Annotated in this window: 18 protein-coding genes; 16 read left to right on the top strand and 2 right to left on the bottom strand. The window is 43.5% G+C overall.

Features of this window, described 5'->3' with window-relative positions; translation table 11 throughout:
* Positions 1-15: 15 nt before the first annotated feature.
* The 3 genes from DS742_RS16800 to sigE all read left to right on the top strand — a co-directional run bounded on the left by DS742_RS16800 (position 16) and on the right by sigE (position 4,537).
* A complete protein-coding gene (locus DS742_RS16800; RefSeq protein ID WP_117418138.1) occupies positions 16-2,655 on the top strand; it encodes a valine--tRNA ligase in 2,640 nt (879 codons plus the stop codon).
* A gap of 275 nt (positions 2,656-2,930) precedes the next feature.
* Complete coding sequence (locus DS742_RS16795) at positions 2,931-3,767, top strand: sigma-E processing peptidase SpoIIGA (RefSeq protein ID WP_242996545.1); 837 nt, start codon at positions 2,931-2,933, stop codon at positions 3,765-3,767.
* Between the two features lie 29 nt (positions 3,768-3,796).
* Positions 3,797-4,537, top strand: coding sequence for an RNA polymerase sporulation sigma factor SigE (sigE, locus tag DS742_RS16790; RefSeq protein WP_117418136.1), 741 nt, complete (start codon positions 3,797-3,799; stop codon positions 4,535-4,537).
* A 70-nt stretch (positions 4,538-4,607) separates the two neighbouring features.
* On the opposite strand, the gene sigG is transcribed toward sigE, so the two are convergent.
* Both sigG and DS742_RS16780 read right to left on the bottom strand, forming a co-directional pair.
* Positions 4,608-5,384 (bottom strand): RNA polymerase sporulation sigma factor SigG, encoded by a 777-nt coding sequence (gene sigG, locus DS742_RS16785; RefSeq protein ID WP_104439381.1) that lies wholly within the window; start codon positions 5,382-5,384, stop codon positions 4,608-4,610.
* 112 nt (positions 5,385-5,496) lie between these two features.
* A complete protein-coding gene (locus DS742_RS16780) occupies positions 5,497-6,261 on the bottom strand; it encodes a type III pantothenate kinase (RefSeq protein ID WP_117418135.1) in 765 nt (254 codons plus the stop codon).
* Between the two features lie 83 nt (positions 6,262-6,344).
* Here DS742_RS16780 and coaBC point away from each other — a divergent pair, with 83 nt between their 5' ends.
* The 13 genes from coaBC (at position 6,345) to efp (ending at position 17,663) form a co-directional block, all read left to right on the top strand.
* Positions 6,345-7,532, top strand: a complete 1,188-nt coding sequence (gene coaBC / locus DS742_RS16775; RefSeq protein ID WP_117418134.1) for a bifunctional phosphopantothenoylcysteine decarboxylase/phosphopantothenate--cysteine ligase CoaBC — start codon at positions 6,345-6,347, stop codon at positions 7,530-7,532.
* Between the two features lie 104 nt (positions 7,533-7,636).
* Positions 7,637-9,226 (top strand): peptide chain release factor 3, encoded by a 1,590-nt coding sequence (locus DS742_RS16770; RefSeq protein ID WP_117418133.1) that lies wholly within the window; start codon positions 7,637-7,639, stop codon positions 9,224-9,226.
* Positions 9,227-9,276: 50 nt separating this feature from the next.
* Positions 9,277-9,729, top strand: coding sequence for a GatB/YqeY domain-containing protein (locus DS742_RS16765; RefSeq protein WP_117418132.1), 453 nt, complete (start codon positions 9,277-9,279; stop codon positions 9,727-9,729).
* Positions 9,730-9,764: 35 nt separating this feature from the next.
* Entirely contained in the window at positions 9,765-11,168 is a 1,404-nt protein-coding gene (gene pepV / locus DS742_RS16760) for a dipeptidase PepV (protein ID WP_117418131.1), read from the top strand.
* A gap of 334 nt (positions 11,169-11,502) precedes the next feature.
* The gene (locus DS742_RS16755) at positions 11,503-12,525 is read left to right on the top strand and encodes a methionine ABC transporter ATP-binding protein (protein ID WP_117418130.1); all 1,023 of its coding nucleotides are present in this window, start codon (positions 11,503-11,505) and stop codon (positions 12,523-12,525) included.
* A complete protein-coding gene (locus DS742_RS16750) occupies positions 12,515-13,180 on the top strand; it encodes a methionine ABC transporter permease (protein WP_117418129.1) in 666 nt (221 codons plus the stop codon). The genes DS742_RS16755 and DS742_RS16750 overlap by 11 nt, the downstream gene beginning before the upstream one ends.
* Before the next feature lie 46 nt (positions 13,181-13,226).
* Positions 13,227-14,129 (top strand): MetQ/NlpA family ABC transporter substrate-binding protein, encoded by a 903-nt coding sequence (locus tag DS742_RS16745; protein WP_117418128.1) that lies wholly within the window; start codon positions 13,227-13,229, stop codon positions 14,127-14,129.
* Positions 14,130-14,290: 161 nt separating this feature from the next.
* Positions 14,291-14,692 carry a DUF4190 domain-containing protein gene (locus DS742_RS29250; protein ID WP_205692770.1) on the top strand — a complete coding sequence of 134 codons (402 nt, stop codon included), beginning with the start codon at positions 14,291-14,293 and terminating at the stop codon, positions 14,690-14,692.
* Positions 14,689-15,513: a DUF975 family protein gene (locus DS742_RS16735; RefSeq protein WP_170313495.1), complete on the top strand. Its 825-nt coding sequence runs from the start codon at positions 14,689-14,691 to the stop codon at positions 15,511-15,513. Before DS742_RS29250 ends, DS742_RS16735 begins: the two co-directional genes overlap by 4 nt.
* 59 nt (positions 15,514-15,572) lie before the next feature.
* A complete protein-coding gene (locus tag DS742_RS16730; RefSeq protein WP_117418126.1) occupies positions 15,573-15,833 on the top strand; it encodes a PRC-barrel domain-containing protein in 261 nt (86 codons plus the stop codon).
* A gap of 86 nt (positions 15,834-15,919) precedes the next feature.
* Positions 15,920-16,372 carry a transcriptional regulator NrdR gene (gene nrdR / locus DS742_RS16725; RefSeq protein ID WP_104439371.1) on the top strand — a complete coding sequence of 151 codons (453 nt, stop codon included), beginning with the start codon at positions 15,920-15,922 and terminating at the stop codon, positions 16,370-16,372.
* Between the two features lie 7 nt (positions 16,373-16,379).
* On the top strand, positions 16,380-16,901 hold the full coding sequence (locus DS742_RS16720) for a YqeG family HAD IIIA-type phosphatase (RefSeq protein ID WP_117418125.1): 522 nt from the start codon (positions 16,380-16,382) through the stop codon (positions 16,899-16,901).
* A gap of 204 nt (positions 16,902-17,105) precedes the next feature.
* Positions 17,106-17,663, top strand: a complete 558-nt coding sequence (gene efp / locus DS742_RS16715; protein ID WP_117418124.1) for an elongation factor P — start codon at positions 17,106-17,108, stop codon at positions 17,661-17,663.
* Positions 17,664-17,794: the final 131 nt, after the last annotated feature.

The following is a 17,794-nucleotide window of genomic DNA, read 5'->3' as shown; positions in this document are numbered from 1 at the left end:
ATAAAGGAGAAGATTATGAAAGAGTTGGAGAAAACCTATGATCCTTCAGGGATTGAAGGCAAACTTTATCAGAAGTGGCTGGACAAAAAGTATTTCCATGCCAAACCAAATAAGGATAAAAAACCGTTTACCATTGTGATGCCCCCGCCCAATATTACCGGTCATCTTCATATGGGGCATGCCCTTGATAATACCATGCAGGATATTCTGATCCGCTATAAGAGGATGCAGGGCTTTGAGGCTTTATGGCAGCCGGGTACGGATCATGCAGCCATTGCGACAGAAGTAAAAGTAATTGAAAGCTTAAGAGCCCAGGGGATTGAAAAGGCAGATTTAGGACGGGACGGCTTTTTGGAAAAATGCTGGGACTGGAGAAAAGATTACGGAAGCCGGATCATTAATCAGCTTCACAAGATGGGATCCTCTGCTGACTGGGACAGAGAGCGTTTTACCATGGATGAAGGCTGTTCCGAGGCAGTACAGGAAGTTTTCATCAGATTGTATAAAAAAGGCTATATCTATAAAGGTTCCAGGATTGTAAACTGGTGTCCTGTCTGTCAGACCTCTATTTCCGATGCTGAGGTAGAACATGAAGACCAGAATGGATTTTTCTGGCATATTAACTACCCCATTGCAGGTGAGGAAGGAAGATTCGTGGAAATAGCAACCACAAGACCGGAAACGCTCTTAGGTGATACGGCAGTAGCGGTAAATCCCGATGACGAGCGTTACCAGGATTTAATCGGTAAGATGTTAATCCTTCCGCTTACCGGCCGGGAGATTCCTGTCATTGCGGATTCCTATGTAGACAAGGAATTTGGAACCGGCTGCGTTAAGATCACCCCGGCTCATGACCCCAATGACTTTGAAGTGGGAAGAAGACATCAGCTGCCTGAGCTTACAATCATGAATGATGATGCCACCATTTGTCTTGCAGGCAGTAAATATAACGGTATGGAGCGTTACGAAGCCAGAAAGGCCATTGTTAAAGACTTAGAGGATTCAGGACTTCTGGTTAAAGTGGTTCCCCATTCTCATGCAGTCGGTACCCATGACCGCTGTAAAACCACGGTAGAGCCTATGGTGAAACAGCAGTGGTTTGTTAAGATGGAAGAGATGGCAAAACCGGCTATCGAGGCATTAAAGACCGGAAAGCTGAAGTTCGTTCCGGAGCGTTTTGATAAGATCTACCTTCACTGGCTGGAGAATATCAGGGACTGGTGTATTTCCAGACAGCTCTGGTGGGGACACCGGATTCCGGCATATTATTGTGATAAGTGTCATGAAATTATTGTTTCCAAAGATTCTCCTGATGTTTGTCCCAAGTGCGGCGGTACTCACTTCACGCAGGATGAAGATACCCTTGATACCTGGTTTTCCTCTGCTCTCTGGCCATTCTCAACCCTTGGCTGGCCGGAAAATACAGAAGATTTAAAATATTTCTATCCCACCAGCGTTCTTGTAACCGGTTATGATATTATTTTCTTCTGGGTAATCCGCATGGTATTCTCCGGAATTGAGCAGACAGGGGAGCTTCCCTTCCATACTGTGCTGATTCATGGACTGGTTAGAGATTCCGAAGGAAGGAAAATGAGCAAATCCTTAGGAAACGGCATTGATCCTCTGGAAGTTATCGATAAATACGGCGCAGATGCCCTTAGAATGACACTGATTACCGGTAATGCACCGGGCAATGATATGCGCTTTTACTGGGAGCGGGTAGAGGCAAGCAGAAATTTTGCCAATAAAGTATGGAATGCATCCCGGTTTATCATGATGAATATTGAAAAGGCTCCTGATGCAAAAGCACAGCTTACTGAGCTCACCATGGCGGATAAGTGGATTTTATCAAAAGCCAATACTCTTGCCAGGGATGTAACAGAAAATCTGGATAAATATGAGCTTGGAATCGCTCTTTCCAAGGTATATGATTTTATCTGGGAAGAATTCTGCGACTGGTACATCGAGATGGTGAAACCAAGGCTGTGGAACGAAGAAGATACCACAAAGAATGCAGCCGTATGGACATTAAAAACTGTTTTAATCAATTCCTTAAAGCTGCTTCACCCCTATATGCCATTCCTGACTGAGGAGATTTTCTGCAATCTTTCGGAGGAAGAAGAGTCAATTATGATATCAAAATGGCCGGAATACAGGGAAGAATTTGCATTTGAGGCGGATGAGCTGGCGGTAGAAACCATAAAGGAAGCAGTACGGGGTATCAGAAATGTGAGAACCTCCATGAATGTTCCCCCCAGCAAAAAAGCAAAGGTATACGTAGTTTCTGAAAATCAGGACGTTCTGGATATTTTTGAGAGAAGCAAAGTATTTTTTGCTGCTCTTGGATATGCAGGTGAGGTATGCATACAGAAGGATAAGGCAGGGATCGGTGAAGACGCGGTTTCAGCAGTGATTCACCAGGCTGTCATCTATATGCCGTTTGCAGAGCTGGTTGATGTTGAGAAAGAAATTGAACGCCTGAAGAAGGAAGAGGAACGCCTTAATAAGGAACTGGAGCGTGTGCGCACCATGTTAAGCAATGAGAAGTTCGTAAGCAAGGCGCCTGAGGCCAAGATCGAAGAAGAAAAGGCAAAGCTTGAGAAGTATGCTCAGATGATGGAGCAGGTGAAAGAACGGCTTTCACAGCTTTCTTAATCCTTTTATAAAAAATCGACAATATAATATTGTATGAAAAAACAGTCGAACACGGAAAAAACCACTGTGTCCGGCTGTTTTTTTGCTGTCCGGGATTGGAAGCCCCAATCTCCAGATAAGAGAGAGTAAGACAAAAATATCGGATCCGGACTGTAAAATACTGTCGGGAACTGACACAGCAGGTTGGAAAAAGACGATGAAAAAGTGGAATTTTTTCCGTGGTTTTGACAAATTCTGAATGGATAACTGGCTATAATGTTCCTACAGGGCGGGAGGTGAACGCAGCAACGGAACTTAACCTGTACATAGATGTGTTGTTCTTTATTAATTTTACCATGGATTTTCTGGTATTGTCCATCGTAAGACGGGGGATGAAGTACCGTCTGATCCGGTGGAGGCTGATTCTGGGGGCAGCTTTGGGAGCAGCGTGGGCCGTGTTTGCCGCTGCTTTTCCATATTTGCCTGTTTTGCCTGAGATGGCAGTTACTTATCTGGGAGTCAGTACCCTGATGGTAGTGACGGCTTTCGACTTAAAAAGACCCAAAGATATCGGAAAAGGAGTAATAGCCCTTTATCTGGCTTCCGTGGCTGTAGGAGGAATTATGGAGTTCCTATATCAGCATACGAAGGCCGGCTATTATATAGAACAGATTCTTAGAGGAAATACAGGCAAGGCCATTCCTTTTTACCAGTTGATTTTTTTGGGAGCCGGATCCTATTTTGGAATTCGCGTTTTGCTTCGATGGCTTCCGGGGCTGTGGAAAGCAAAGAGCAATCTATATGAAGTCACCATGCATTACAGAGGAAAGGAAAAGAGGGTGACTGCTCTTCTTGATACAGGAAACCGCCTTTATGAGCCGGTAAGCCGCCGTCCCGTCCACGTTGTGACCTATGAAGCCGTCCGGGAACTCTGTGAAAGTGTTTCTGAAGTGGTTTATATCCCTTTCGGAAGTGTGGGGAAATCAAACGGAGTCATGCCCGGTATTTTTTTAGACGAGATGGAGGTACGCCAGGGGGATGATGTAAAAATAATTGAAAAGCCTCTGATTGCTGTCTGCAAAAAGGCGCTGTCCTCAAGCGGAGATTATCAGATGCTGCTGCACGATGAGTAATTGTATGATGTAAAGGAGAGAGTGTCGACATGATTATAAAAGTATCTGTACCAAATCGTTTTCAGTTTAAAGCAATTCCTACATTCAGAACATTGATGATGCCGTCTCAGGGGGAGATCCATTACATCGGAGGTGCGGATATTCTGCCTGCACCCCTGGATAATGAGAAAGAGGCCCAGATTATTGCACTTCTTGGAGGAGACGAGGACCAGAGAGCGAAATCAGAATTGATTGAACACAATCTCCGCCTGGTCGTTTATATCGCTAAAAAATTTGATAATACCAGTGTTGGCGTGGAAGATCTAATCTCCATAGGTACCATCGGGCTGATAAAGGCAATCAATACCTTTAATCCAACAAAAAATATAAAACTGGCAACTTATGCTTCCCGCTGCATTGAAAACGAGATACTCATGTATTTAAGAAGAAATAATAAGACAAAAATGGAAGTGTCCATTGATGAGCCTTTAAACGTGGATTGGGATGGAAATGAGCTTCTTTTGTCAGATATCCTTGGTACGGATGAGGATGTAATTTATAAAGATTTGGAAACAGAGGTTGAAAGAAATCTCCTGAACACCGCAATCAGCCGGTTAAGTCCCAGGGAACGCAAGATCGTGGAGCTGCGGTTTGGCCTTTCCGATGAGGATGGGGAAGAGATGACGCAGAAGGAAGTGGCGGATTTACTTGGCATTTCCCAATCTTACATATCAAGGCTTGAGAAAAAGATTATGAAGAGGCTGAAAAAAGAAATTGTCAGGTTCGAATAAAAGATTATGTAGCTAAGCCTGCCTTTGAAAAAAGGTGGGCTTATGCTATGTGAGTTTCACATAAAGCTGTTTATGAAAGATAATTTTTCATGGTTTTAAGAGCGTTCTTTTCCAGCCTGCTGACCTGAGCCTGACTGATATGGATCTCTTCCGCGACTTCCGTCTGTGTTTTGCCTTCAAAGAAACGCATATCGATAATATGACGTTCCCGTTCCGGAAGTCTTCTCATGGCCTCGTTTAAAGAGATGTCCTCAACCCAGTTTTCTTCCAGGTTTTTCTTGTCACTGATCTGGTCCATGACAAACAGAGGATCTCCCCCATCTGAGTAAACCGGTTCATATAAACTTACCGGGCTCTGAATCGCATCAAGTGCATAGGTAATATCTTCCTTGCTGACACCGATTTCATCCGCTATTTCCATGAGTGTGGGTTCTTTTAAGTTCTTTTTCATCAGGTTTTCTTTTGCGTAAATTGCTTTATAAGCAGTATCACGCAGGGAACGGCTGACACGGATGGAGTTATTATCCCGAAGATAACGCCGTACCTCGCCCAGTATCATGGGCACTGCATAAGTGGAGAACCGGACATTCTGCGTAATGTCAAAATTATCGATGGCCTTGATCAGACCGATGCAGCCGATCTGAAACAAATCGTCCACATTCTCGCTGCTGCCGGAAAAACGCTGTATGACACTGAGAACCAGTCTTAAGTTTCCCCTGATGTAATCTTCTCTGGCTTTTTTATCTCCGTTAAGTATCCGCTTGAAAAGAACTTCCTTCTCCTCATTGCTCAGAAGAGGCAGTTTGGAAGTATTGACGCCGCAAATCTCTACTTTGTATCCAGACATATCTTTCCCTCCGCATCATTTTAATCTCTTACATAGAAATGATGTACTTATTCGAGGGCTTTTATACGATTGCCGAATTAAAATTTATTTCCAGTTTTTGGGCGCTTTTATTTTACCTGTTTTTTTCATATAAAATCTGCAGACCTTTTAACAGCAGAGCATCGTCATAGTGTATTTTATGACGGCAGAGGGAAATGACCGATGATGCCAGACCACCTGTTGCCACAAGGCTGGCTTTCATCTGTATCTCATCCTGCATTCGGTCAATGATACCGTCAATCATGGCCGCATTGCCGTACAGAATGCCGTTTTTCATGCTGTCAATGGTGTTTTTACCAATAATTCTGCCGGGTTTATCTAAGCCGATATAAGGAAGCTGGGCAGCGCGGCTGCTTAAGGAATCCAGAGAAACCCTGAGACCGGGAAAGATGATACCTCCTGTAAAATTCCCCTGCTGGTCAATCACGGACACGGTAGTTGCAGTTCCCATATCTATTACAATAATAGGAGGGGTAAAATTCTTAAGTGCGGCAACGGCATCTACGATTAAGTCGCTTCCCACTGTCTTTGGGTTATCCATTTTAATGTTCAGGCCCGTTTTCATTCCTGAGCCCACAAGGAGAGGTGTATTGCCCGTCAGTTTTCTGACTGCAGAGAGGATAACCTCAGTGAGGGGAGGGACAACCGAGGATACGATTGATCCTTCAATGGAGGAAAGCGAAAAACTGTTAAGATCCATAATGTCCTTTATATTTACGGCATATTCCAGTTCTGTTTTTCTGTGATTGGTGTTCACCCGTTCAACAAAATAAGTTTTGCTGCTGTCTATGCCGCCTATGACGATATTACTGTTTCCGATATCGATGGCTAAAATCATGGAGAGAACTCCTTTCCAACTTTTTTTTCTTGTGCTATACTGTAGAGTATCATATTTTTAATGGAAAAACAACGGAGGCTTTTATGCTGAAAGGAAAAAATATAATTCTGGGCGTTACAGGAAGCATCGCTGCTTATAAAACAGCCGGGCTTGCCAGCATGCTGGTGAAAAAAGGCTGCAACGTCCATGTAATCATGACTGAGAGTGCCACTAATTTTATAAATCCCATAACGTTTGAATCCCTGACCGGCAATAAATGCCTGGTTGATACCTTTGACCGTAATTTTCAGTTTCAGGTAGAGCATGTTTCCATCGCTAAATTAGCGGATGTGGTGATGATAGCTCCCGCCAGTGCCAATGTAATTGCAAAGCTTGCCCATGGACTGGCAGATGATATGCTTTCTACCACGGTGTTGGCATGTAAGTGTAAAAAGATCATTGCGCCTGCCATGAACACAAACATGTATGAGAACCCCATTGTACAGGATAATATAAAGATCTGCCAGTCCTATGGAATGGAAGTCATCACTCCTGCAGTGGGATATTTAGCCTGCGGAGACGTGGGTGCAGGTAAGATGCCGGAACCGGAAACGCTGTTTGAATACATCGAAAAAGAAGCAGGATATGAAAAAGATCTGGAAGGAAAGAGGATTCTCGTTACAGCAGGACCAACCAGGGAAGCCCTTGATCCGGTCCGCTATATCACTAATTTTTCCACTGGAAAAATGGGATATGCAATAGCCAGGGCTGCAGCTTTAAGGGGAGCTTTCGTCACGCTTGTAACCGGAAAAACAGAGATTAAAAAACCTTCCTTTGTGAAGGTCATTGAGGTGGAAAGCGCCGCAGACATGTTTGAAGCTGTGAAAAAAGAAGCAATGGACCAGGATGCGGTGATCAAAGCGGCAGCCGTTGCAGATTATCGTCCAAAACATGTGAATGCAGAGAAAACCAAGAAAAAAGACGGGGACTTATCTCTGGAACTGGAACGGACGGAAGATATTTTAAAATGGCTTGGAGAGCACAAGCCGGAAGGGCAATTCCTCTGCGGTTTCTCCATGGAAACAGAGAATATGCTGGAAAATTCCAGGGAAAAGCTGAAACGGAAAAAAATCGATATGATTGTGGCAAATAATTTAAAGGTGGAAGGCGCCGGATTCGGGACGGATACCAATGTGGTTACCATTATTACGAAAGACCGGGAGACCGCTCTTGAAAAGATGACAAAAGAAGAAGTGGCACACCGTCTCTTATCTGAGATTTTTCATGCGTAGCAGGAAAAATTCCATATTCCAACTGCCAGAGTGAATCTTGACTTATGGTTGGAATCATACTACAATAGACAGGACTCAGACGTATAATTGGAGGAATTATTTTTGTGAATATTGCAGAAGAAATAAAGAAGAGAAGAACATTTGCCATCATTTCCCATCCAGATGCGGGAAAGACCACGCTGACAGAGAAGTTTCTTCTATATGGAGGAGCCATTAATTTAGCCGGCTCTGTAAAAGGAAGAAAATCATCAAGACATGCGGTTTCCGACTGGATGGAGATCGAAAAGGAAAGAGGTATTTCCGTAACCTCCTCCGTATTACAGTTTAACTACGACGGATTTTGCATTAATATTTTAGACACCCCGGGCCACCAGGATTTCTCTGAGGACACGTACCGTACGTTGATGGCGGCAGACTCTGCTGTCATGGTCATTGATGGTTCCAAAGGTGTGGAAGCGCAGACGATTAAGCTTTTTAAAGTTTGTGTGATGAGACATATACCTATTTTTACCTTTATAAATAAGATGGACCGGGAGGCGAGAGATCCCTTTGAACTGATGGACGAGATTGAGTCCGTTCTTGGAATCAGAACCTGTCCGGTGAACTGGCCCATTGGCTGCGGAAGAGATTTTAAAGGGGTTTATGACCGTTTTAAGGGTACCATTACCACCTTTAAGGCAGCCATGAACGGTCAAAAGGAAGTGGAATCCACGGAGGTTCAGTTAGGCGATGACCAGGTGGACGCTTTAATCGGGGAATCCTTCCACAGACAGCTGATGGACGAGATCGAGCTACTTGACGGAGCCAGTGACGAACTGGATATGGAACGGGTCAGCAGAGGAGATTTATCCCCCGTTTTTTTCGGCTCTGCACTGACCAATTTCGGTGTTGAGACATTTTTACAGCATTTTCTTCAGATGACCACCTCACCTCTTCCCAGACTGACAACAACCGGAGTGATTGATCCTTTTGACGAGGATTTTTCTGCTTTTGTCTTTAAGATTCAGGCAAATATGAATAAGGCTCACAGAGACCGGATTGCTTTCATGAGGATTGTTTCCGGAAAGTTTGATGCCGGTATGGAAGTGAATCACGTGCAGGGAGGGAAAAAACTTCGTTTATCCCAGCCCCAGCAGATGATGGCGCAGGACAGAAAGATTGTGGAAGAGGCGTACGGCGGAGACATCATCGGTGTATTTGATCCCGGAATTTTCTCCATTGGAGACACCCTCTGTAAATCAAATGAAAAATTCCAATTCGAAGGTATTCCCACCTTCGCACCGGAGCATTTTGCCAGAGTGCGCCAGATTGATACCATGAAGAGGAAACAGTTTATAAAAGGTGTGAATCAGATCGCCCAGGAAGGTGCCATTCAGATCTTCCAGGAGTTTAATACAGGAATGGAAGAGATTATTGTAGGCGTCGTGGGAGAACTGCAGTTTGAAGTGCTGACCTACCGCCTGGAGAATGAATACAACGTGGAAGTGAAGCTTGAAAAGCTGCCATATGAATATATCCGCTGGGTAGAAAACAGCGCTGAGGTGGATGTAGCAAAGATTCAGGGCACATCCGATATGAAACGTATTAAGGACTTAAAAGACAACCCGCTTCTGCTTTTTGTTAACAGCTGGAGCGTGGGAATGGTACTGGACCGCAATCCAGGCCTCAGACTTTCTGAATTCGGACATAACTAATCAGGAAGAGAAGGACCTGGGAATGTATAAAAACAAGGAGGCAGCAGACAATGAGTAGAATTGATGAAGTAAGACAGGCAATGGTAGAAGCGATGAAGGCTAAGGATAAGCCAAGAAAAGATGCGTTATCCATGCTTCTTTCCGCTCTTAAGAATTTTGAGATTGATAAGAAGGATCATACTCCTATTACGGAAGAAGAAGCAGATGCAGTTGTGAAAAAAGAACTGAGACAGACTCAGGAGACACTTGAACAGGCACCGGCAGACCGTACCGACATAAAAGAAGAAGCTTCATTCCGGATTGCAGTATATAAAGAGTTCGCACCGGAGGACATGGGAGTAGACCAGATTAAGGAGATCATCGGCGGCGTGCTGGCGGAACTGGGAATTGAAACACCCACTGCTGCAGACAAAGGAAAGATCATGAAGGTGCTCATGCCTAAGGTAAAAGGAAAAGCAGACGGCAAGGTAGTAAATGATACACTTGCAGCCATGATGAAATAGTAAATAGTTATAAAAGCAGAAAGGGGTGCGGATTTATGTATAAGAAAGAGATTGGCCAGTACATCGATTCTCATAAGGAGGAGATGATTGAAGATATCTGCAGGCTCTGCAGAATCAACAGTGAGAAAATGCCTTACAAAGAGGGAATGCCTTACGGTCCTGGCGCATTTCATGCACTGGAGGAAGCCCTTGATATGGCGGACTCTTATGGATTTACCATTACCAATTATGATAATTATGTGGGAACAGCCGATTTAAATGATCAGGAACATCAGCTTGATATTCTGGCTCATCTCGATGTGGTACCGGCAGGAGAGGGCTGGAAAGAGACGGAACCCTTTGAGCCGGTTGTAAAAGGAGATAAATTATTCGGAAGAGGAACTTCCGATGATAAGGGACCTGCTGTAGCGGCACTTTATGCCATGAGGGCAGTGAAGGAGTTAAACATTCCTTTAAAGAAGAATGTGCGCCTGATCCTTGGCACAGATGAAGAATGCGGCAGTTCCGATATTGCCCATTATTACTCCATTGAAAAGGAAGCACCCATGACGTTTTCACCAGATGGTGCATTTCCTGTAGTGAATACGGAAAAAGGCGGACTGAATGGTCATTTCACTGCAGACTGGGAGCCGTCCGATGCCCTTCCAAAGCTGGTGAGCATCAAAGCAGGCCTTAAGGTAAATGTTGTACCGGGCAAGGCGAATGCTGTAGTTGCCGGTTTTGACAAAGAAATATTAAGCCGTACAGCAGCTGAATGTGAGAATGAAACCGGAGTCCGTTACGAACTGGCTTTTGATGGTGATAAAGCTCACATAACCGCAGTAGGGGAGAGTGCACATGCATCCACACCAAAAGAGGGCAATAATGCATTAACCGGTCTTTTGGTTTATCTAACCAGACTTCCTTTTGCAAAATGTCCCCAGATCACCATGCTCGGCCGTCTATTGGAGCTGATTCCTCATGGAGATACAGAAGGGAAAGCCCTGGGCATTGCCATGAGCGATGAAATCTCAGGTGAATTAACTCTGGCTTTCAGTCTTTTGGAAGTAATAGAGACCGGCCTTTCCGGAACCTTTGACAGCCGCTGCCCCATCTGTGCAACAAAGGAAAGCGTGCTTGAGGTAGTAAGAAAGAATATGGAAGATAAGGGATTTACCCTGCATAATGATTCCATGCGCCCGCCTCATCACGTTGACGGAAATTCAGTATTTGTAAAAACACTGCTGAATGCATATGAATCCTATACCGGTTTAAAGGGAGAGTGCGTTTCTATGGGAGGTGGCACCTATGTTCACGAACTTAAGAACGGTGTTGCATTCGGAGCATCTTTGCCGGGAACGGACAACCGCATGCATGGTGCCGACGAGTTCGCTGTGATTGATGAACTTCTGGTGAGTGCAAAGATATTTGCCCAGGTAATCGTGGATCTCTGTTCATAAGTAAAGTTTTCCGCATATTAAAAAAACTATTGACAAATCGGATAAGAGAGCGTAAAATACGCCTCATAAAGATATACCTACTATATCCGTAGGATTTAGGGAAAGGAGCGGCTGCCATGAGACGGTTAACAGCTATGCAGATGAATATGGATCAGATGAACGGCATGTGTATGATGATGTGTTGTTTCGCCGGATGCGTAAAAAACCGATAAAGGAATTCATTTGTATAGAATGTGATTGGAGTTTTCTGGAAACCGCATATGCGGAAGTTTCAGGTCGCAGGTCTGTGCATGGCTTGCGGCCTTTTTGTACATAAAAAGAAAGGAATTGACACATGCAGTCAGTAGAGCCTATTATTCAGCTGGTCGGACTGGGGAAAGAGTTTCAAACCTCAAACGGTCCCATTAAAGCATTAGATGATATCAATCTATCCATTGAACGGGGGGAGATATTTGGAATTATCGGTTTAAGCGGAGCCGGTAAAAGCACCCTCGTCCGTTGTATCAATTATTTAGAGGTTCCCACATCCGGCGATGTGCTTTTTGAAAACCAGAGTCTTTCAGCCATGAGTTCCAGGCAGCAGAGGCTGGCAAGACAATCCATGGGCATGATTTTTCAGCAGTTTAATTTACTTGCCCAGAGAAATGTGCTTCAGAATGTATGCTTCCCTCTGGAAATTGCCAATGTTTCGAAAAAGGAAGCAGTGGAAAGAGCCATGGAACTGCTGGAGCTGGTTGGTCTGAAGGAAAGGGCGAAAGCCTATCCCTCCCAGCTTTCCGGAGGCCAGAAGCAGAGAGTTGCCATAGCAAGAGCGCTGGCCACAAACCCCAAGATTCTGCTTTGCGATGAGGCCACCAGTGCGCTGGATCCCAATACCACAAAGTCCATACTGGGGCTTTTAAAAGAAATCAATAAAAACATGGGAGTTACCGTTGTGGTGATCACTCATGAGATGACGGTTATAGAAGCGATCTGTGACCGGGTTGCAATCATTGATCAGAGTCATATCGCAGAAGTTGGCTGCGTCACTGACATCTTTTCCGGACCCAAATCCAAAATCGGAAGACAGCTGATTCTTGGAGATGCGGCGGAACAGGTAATTGGGTTTGGAAATAACAGAAGAATCCGCATTTCCTTTGACGGACGTTCGTCCTTTGAACCGGTTCTTTCCAATATGATACTTGCCTGCAAGGTGCCGGTGAATATTATGCATGCGGAAACAAGGGATATTGGAGGCACCGCCATGGGGCAGATGGTGATTCAGCTTCCCGAAGAAGAGATTGACCAGAACCGTATTTTAAATTATTTGAAGACTGCAAAGATTAATTTTGAGGAGGTGAAGGATTATGACCTTTGATGCTGCGACGATAGAGATGCTGAAATTAGGAATATGGGAAACTTTATTCATGACATTTACCTCTTCCTTTTTTGCCTATTTAATCGGAATTCCGTTAGGAATTGTTCTCATTGTCATGGATAAAGATGGAATTTATCCCATTCCCTGGCTGCAGAAAACGCTGGGGCTGATTATTAATCTGCTTCGTTCCGTACCTTTTATTATTCTTCTGATTATGGTAATCCCCATTACCAAAGCGATTGTGGGAACCACTCTCGGGGCAAAAGCGGTAATTCCGCCTCTGGTGATCGCTTCTGCGCCCTATGTTGCAAGAGTAGTGGAGTCCTCTTTTAAAGAAGTGGATGCAGGGGTGATTGAGGCTGCCAAGTCCATGGGAGCATCTGCCATGCAGATTATCTGGAAGGTTCTTCTGCCGGAGGCAAAGCCTTCTCTTTTAGTAGGAGCAGCTTTATCCATCACAACCATTCTTTCCTATTCTGCCATGTCAGGCTTTGTAGGCGGAGGCGGTCTGGGCGATATTGCCATCAAATACGGATACTACCGTTATCAGACACAGATGATGTTTATAACAGTAGCCATCCTTGTCCTCATTGTCCAGGTTATTCAGGAGGCAGGCATGAAGCTTTCCAGAGTGAGCGACAAGCGAATAAAATAGTAACTGCCACAGGCGTTATTAAATAAATTTTCAGGAGGAAATCATTATGAAAAAATCTTTTTATGCTTTAACCGCAACCCTGCTTTTGGCAGGAGCACTGACCGGCTGCGCAGGAAGCAAAGAAGCACCGGCTACCACGGCTGCAGCAGATTCAAAAACAGAAACTACGGCTGCTGAGACAAAGGCAGAAGCAGAAAGCAAGACAGAGGCTTCAGGCAAGCTGGAGAAAATCGTAGTAGGAGCCACACCCGCTCCACATGCAGAGATTTTAAATGCTGCAAAAGATATCTTAAAGGAAAAGGGATATGAGCTGGTTGTAAAGGAATATACCGATTATGTACAGCCAAACGTAGCACTTGACTCCGGCGATTTAGACGCAAACTACTTCCAGCATCAGCCTTATTTAGATCAGTTCAATGCAGAAAAAGGAACCGATTTAGTCAGTGCCGGATCCATACATTATGAGCCATACGGAATCTATGCAGGAAAGAGCAAATCTCTTAACGATCTTGCAGAAGGCGCACAGATCGCGGTACCTAATGATGTATCCAATGAAGCAAGAGCGTTAAATCTTCTGGCTGACAAAGGTCTTATACAGCTGAAAGAAGGCGTTGGTCTGGAAGCAACCAAGAATGATATTGTAAAAAATGACAAGAACTTTAAAATTGTTGAGGTAGAGGCAGCCCAGCTTCCCCGTTCTCTCGGTGATGTGGATGTAGCGGTTATCAACGGAAACTATGCCATTGATGCAGGTTTAAAGGTTTCAGATGCACTTGCCGTTGAAGATGCATCCTCTGCAGCAGCGACCCGTTACAGCAATATTATTGCAGTCCGCAAGGGAGATGAAGCAAACGATAAGACAAAAGCTCTTGTAGAAGCTTTAACCAGTGATACCGTTAAAAAGTTTATTGAAGATACCTATGACGGAGCGGTTGTTCCTTCATTTTAATCAGTGAATAGTGGTAAGAATTATTATGCAGCGGGGATGAATAAACCTGCTGCATTTTTTTTGGTTAAAATTCAAATGAAATTGAAAGAAAAACTTCATTTTACATATAATGGAAAATAATGTATAATGCCTTTATTATGACTTAAAGGAGATGATAATTCATGGATCAGGATAATCAGATGAATTTAGATGATCCTTCTGTTACGCAGAAGAATGAGATACAGCCTGTTTTAGAAAATTCCGGCGGTGAACAGAATAACAGTAGTTACAACACGGTATACCAGCAGCCTCAGCAGAAAAAGCAGAATAATATGGCACTTGCCTCTCTTATTATGGGAATCATCGGCATTGTAACCTTCTGCAGCTGTTACGGTGGCCTTATTTTTGGCAGTTTGGGTATTGTGTTCGCCCTGCTTTCCAAAACAGAGGATCATTTCGAAGGGAATGCGATAGCGGGTTTAATTACTTCAATAATTGCCCTGGTACTTACAGTGATTGTGTTTATCCTATTTGTGGCATTTGGATTGCCGGATAAATTAACTGCAGGAGGTGTATTTTATTGAAGGTAACATCAAAAGAGCTGAAAAAGCGCGCAAAGCAAAAATTGAAGGGCAACTATGGAATCTGCGTAGGTGTTCAGTTAATTGTAGGCGCAGTAATGTCAATTATTATGATAATGGTATTTTTTGCAACCTTAATAGGGGTGATACTGAGTACTGGCGGTAAGCCCGGATCAGGCGGCAATATGACAGAATATATCATCATCATAACAGTCGTGGGAATTGCAGTGGTACTTATGCTTGTTCTGATATCCTTATTTACACCGGGCATGATAAAGATGTTTTTAAACATCAGTGACAAGGAGCCGGCGAAGATTGCAGATCTGCTATTTGGATTTAAAAATAAACCGCATAAGTTTATTGGCCTGAATTTTATTATATTTCTGCTTATGATTGTCTGGGCAATTCCATATTATGTAGTACTGGCAGTGGCTGCTATTACGAATTTTATTCCCGTTATGGTAGTTCTGCTGATCATTACCTATCTGCTTCTTCTGGCCGGTATTATGATTACATCCTTATATGTGTCCCAGGCCATATTTATATTTGTAGAGGAACCGGATAAAGGTGTTTTCCAGTGCATCAGAGAGAGTGCAGAGCTGATGAAAGGGAACAAGGGAAGTCTTTTTTACATTAATTTAAGTTTTATGGGAATGATAATTCTTGGGTATTTATCTTTTGGAATCGGATATCTTTGGATTATACCGTATATGTATGCCACATTAACAGAATACTATAAAGAACTGAAACCAAAGAAAGTGTTACACCCTGAAGGCTATCTTTATGATTCTTCTTATGAAGCGTTACAGAAACAGGAATTTTAATTTGAAACCGTGTCACCGTGTTTGCATGCGCATAGAATACACTATAGGAGGTGTGTCTTATGCGCATTTGCGATCTGAAACAAAAAGAAGTGATTAATATCTGTGACTGCAGGCGTCTTGGTTTTGTAGGAGATGTGGATTTTGATATGGAAACAGGCTGTCTGCTGGCTATCATTGTGCCAGGTCCCGGATGCTTTTGCGGCTTTCTGGTGCGGGAAAAAGAATATATCATTCCGTTCTGTGATATCAGACAGGTAGGTCCTGATATTATTCTGGTTAACGTGGATTTGGAAAAAGCGACGGAAAAATGCGGTATTTAATGGAAGATGGGCTTGCGCATCTATGGATTGTAAGTTATGATATACATAATAAAAGTTACAGTCCCAAAGACAGGAGGATCCCAGGCGTGAAATGTCCATTTTGCAACGAGGCAGATACAAAGGTCATTGATTCCAGACCGGCAGACGACAACAGTTCCATCAGACGCCGCAGACAATGTGAAAAGTGCGGGAAGCGGTTTACCACTTATGAAAAGCTGGAAACCATGCCGCTTATGGTTATAAAAAAAGATAATTCCAGAGAGGTTTATGACCGCTCCAAGATTGAATCAGGAATTCTTCACTCCTGCCACAAAAGGCCGGTTTCTTCCCAGCAGATCGCCGCTATGGTAGATGAGATTGAAACCCAGGTTTTTAACCGGGAGGAGAAAGAAGTGGAGAGCACCGTCATCGGTGAGCTTGTTATGAAAAAACTTCAGGAAGTGGATGAGGTGGCATATGTGCGGTTCGCTTCCGTATACAGGGAATTCAAGGATGTAAATACCTTTATGGAAGAGATAGGAAAATTATTAAAGAAGTAGGAGAGCTATGTTTCAGAAATTTTATCCAGATGAAGACGTAAATTCCACGTACGAAATACCTTTTGAGGAATTTTATAAAAAAGGAATCAGGGGTGTAATTTTTGATATTGACAATACACTTGTACCTCATGGGGCACCGGCAGATAACCGGGCAAAAAAACTGTTTTCCGCCCTTCATAAACTTGGGATGGAAACCTGTCTTTTGTCCAATAACAAGGAGCCGAGAGTTTCAGCATTTGCCCAGGATGCAGGGAGCCTTAAGTACATTTATAAAGGAAGAAAACCCGGAATCAGAGGGTATCAGCAGGCTATGAAGCTTATGGGAACCGATTCATCTAATACGATTTTTGTAGGTGACCAGCTTTTTACTGACGTGCTCGGTGCAAAGAGAGCAGGAATCCACAGCATTTTTGTCAAACGGATTCATCCCAAAGAGGAAATTCAGATCAGAATGAAACGGGCCCTGGAGTCTGTTGTTCTGCATTATTACCACAAGAACAAAAAAATCAGACATGGAAAGTGCCGCTGACCGGCGGCGGGTATATATGATCTATTCGGTTATAATATCAGGGGAGAGGATTGTTTTCCTGGACAAGCAGATCTCTTTTTTAATCATTTATGATTGAGCTGTTACAAGAAAAAAGGAGATATTTGCAAAAAACGGTTGAAAATGAATTTATTTTAGTATAGAATATAAAAGGTTAAGAAGAGAATTCAAGGAGGAATATCATTTATGATATCAGCGGGTGATTTTAGAAACGGTATCACATTGGAGATCGATGGTACTGTATATCAGATTATGGAGTTTCAGCACGTGAAACCTGGTAAAGGTGCTGCTTTCGTAAGAACTAAGATTAAAGATGTGGTAAACGGCGGCGTTGTAGAGCGCACATTCCGCCCGACAGAGAAGTTTCCCCAGGCAAGAATCGACAGAGTAGACATGCAGTATCTGTATGCCGATGGAGATCTTCATAACTTTATGGATACCAGCAGTTATGAGCAGGTTGCATTAAGCAATGATGTCATTGGAGATGCATTAAAGTTTGTGAAAGAGAATGATACAGTAAAGGTATGCTCTTACAATGGTAAGGTATATTCTATAGAGCCTCCGTTATTTGTGGAACTGGTTATTACTGATACAGAACCAGGATTCAAGGGTGATACTGCTCAGGGAGCAACCAAACCGGCTACCGTGGAAACCGGCGCAGTGGTTTATGTACCTTTATTTGTTGAACAGGGTGATAAGATTAAGATTGATACACGTACAGGTGAATACCTGTCCAGAGTTTAATCAGTTAAAAAGGGCCGGGAGATCCGGTCTTTTTTTCTTTCTGCCTTAAATGATTTGATTTTTTATGGCAGTTGTAATATAATTGTTATTTAGCTTAGAAATTTCTGGAATAGAAAAAGGAGATCATAAAA

Origin of the sequence: Lacrimispora amygdalina (assembly GCF_003432035.1) — a bacterium.
Classification (GTDB): domain Bacteria; phylum Bacillota; class Clostridia; order Lachnospirales; family Lachnospiraceae; genus Lacrimispora; species Lacrimispora amygdalina.
Note: the sequence above shows the minus strand (reverse complement) of the source record. Positions and strands in the feature narration are given on the sequence as shown.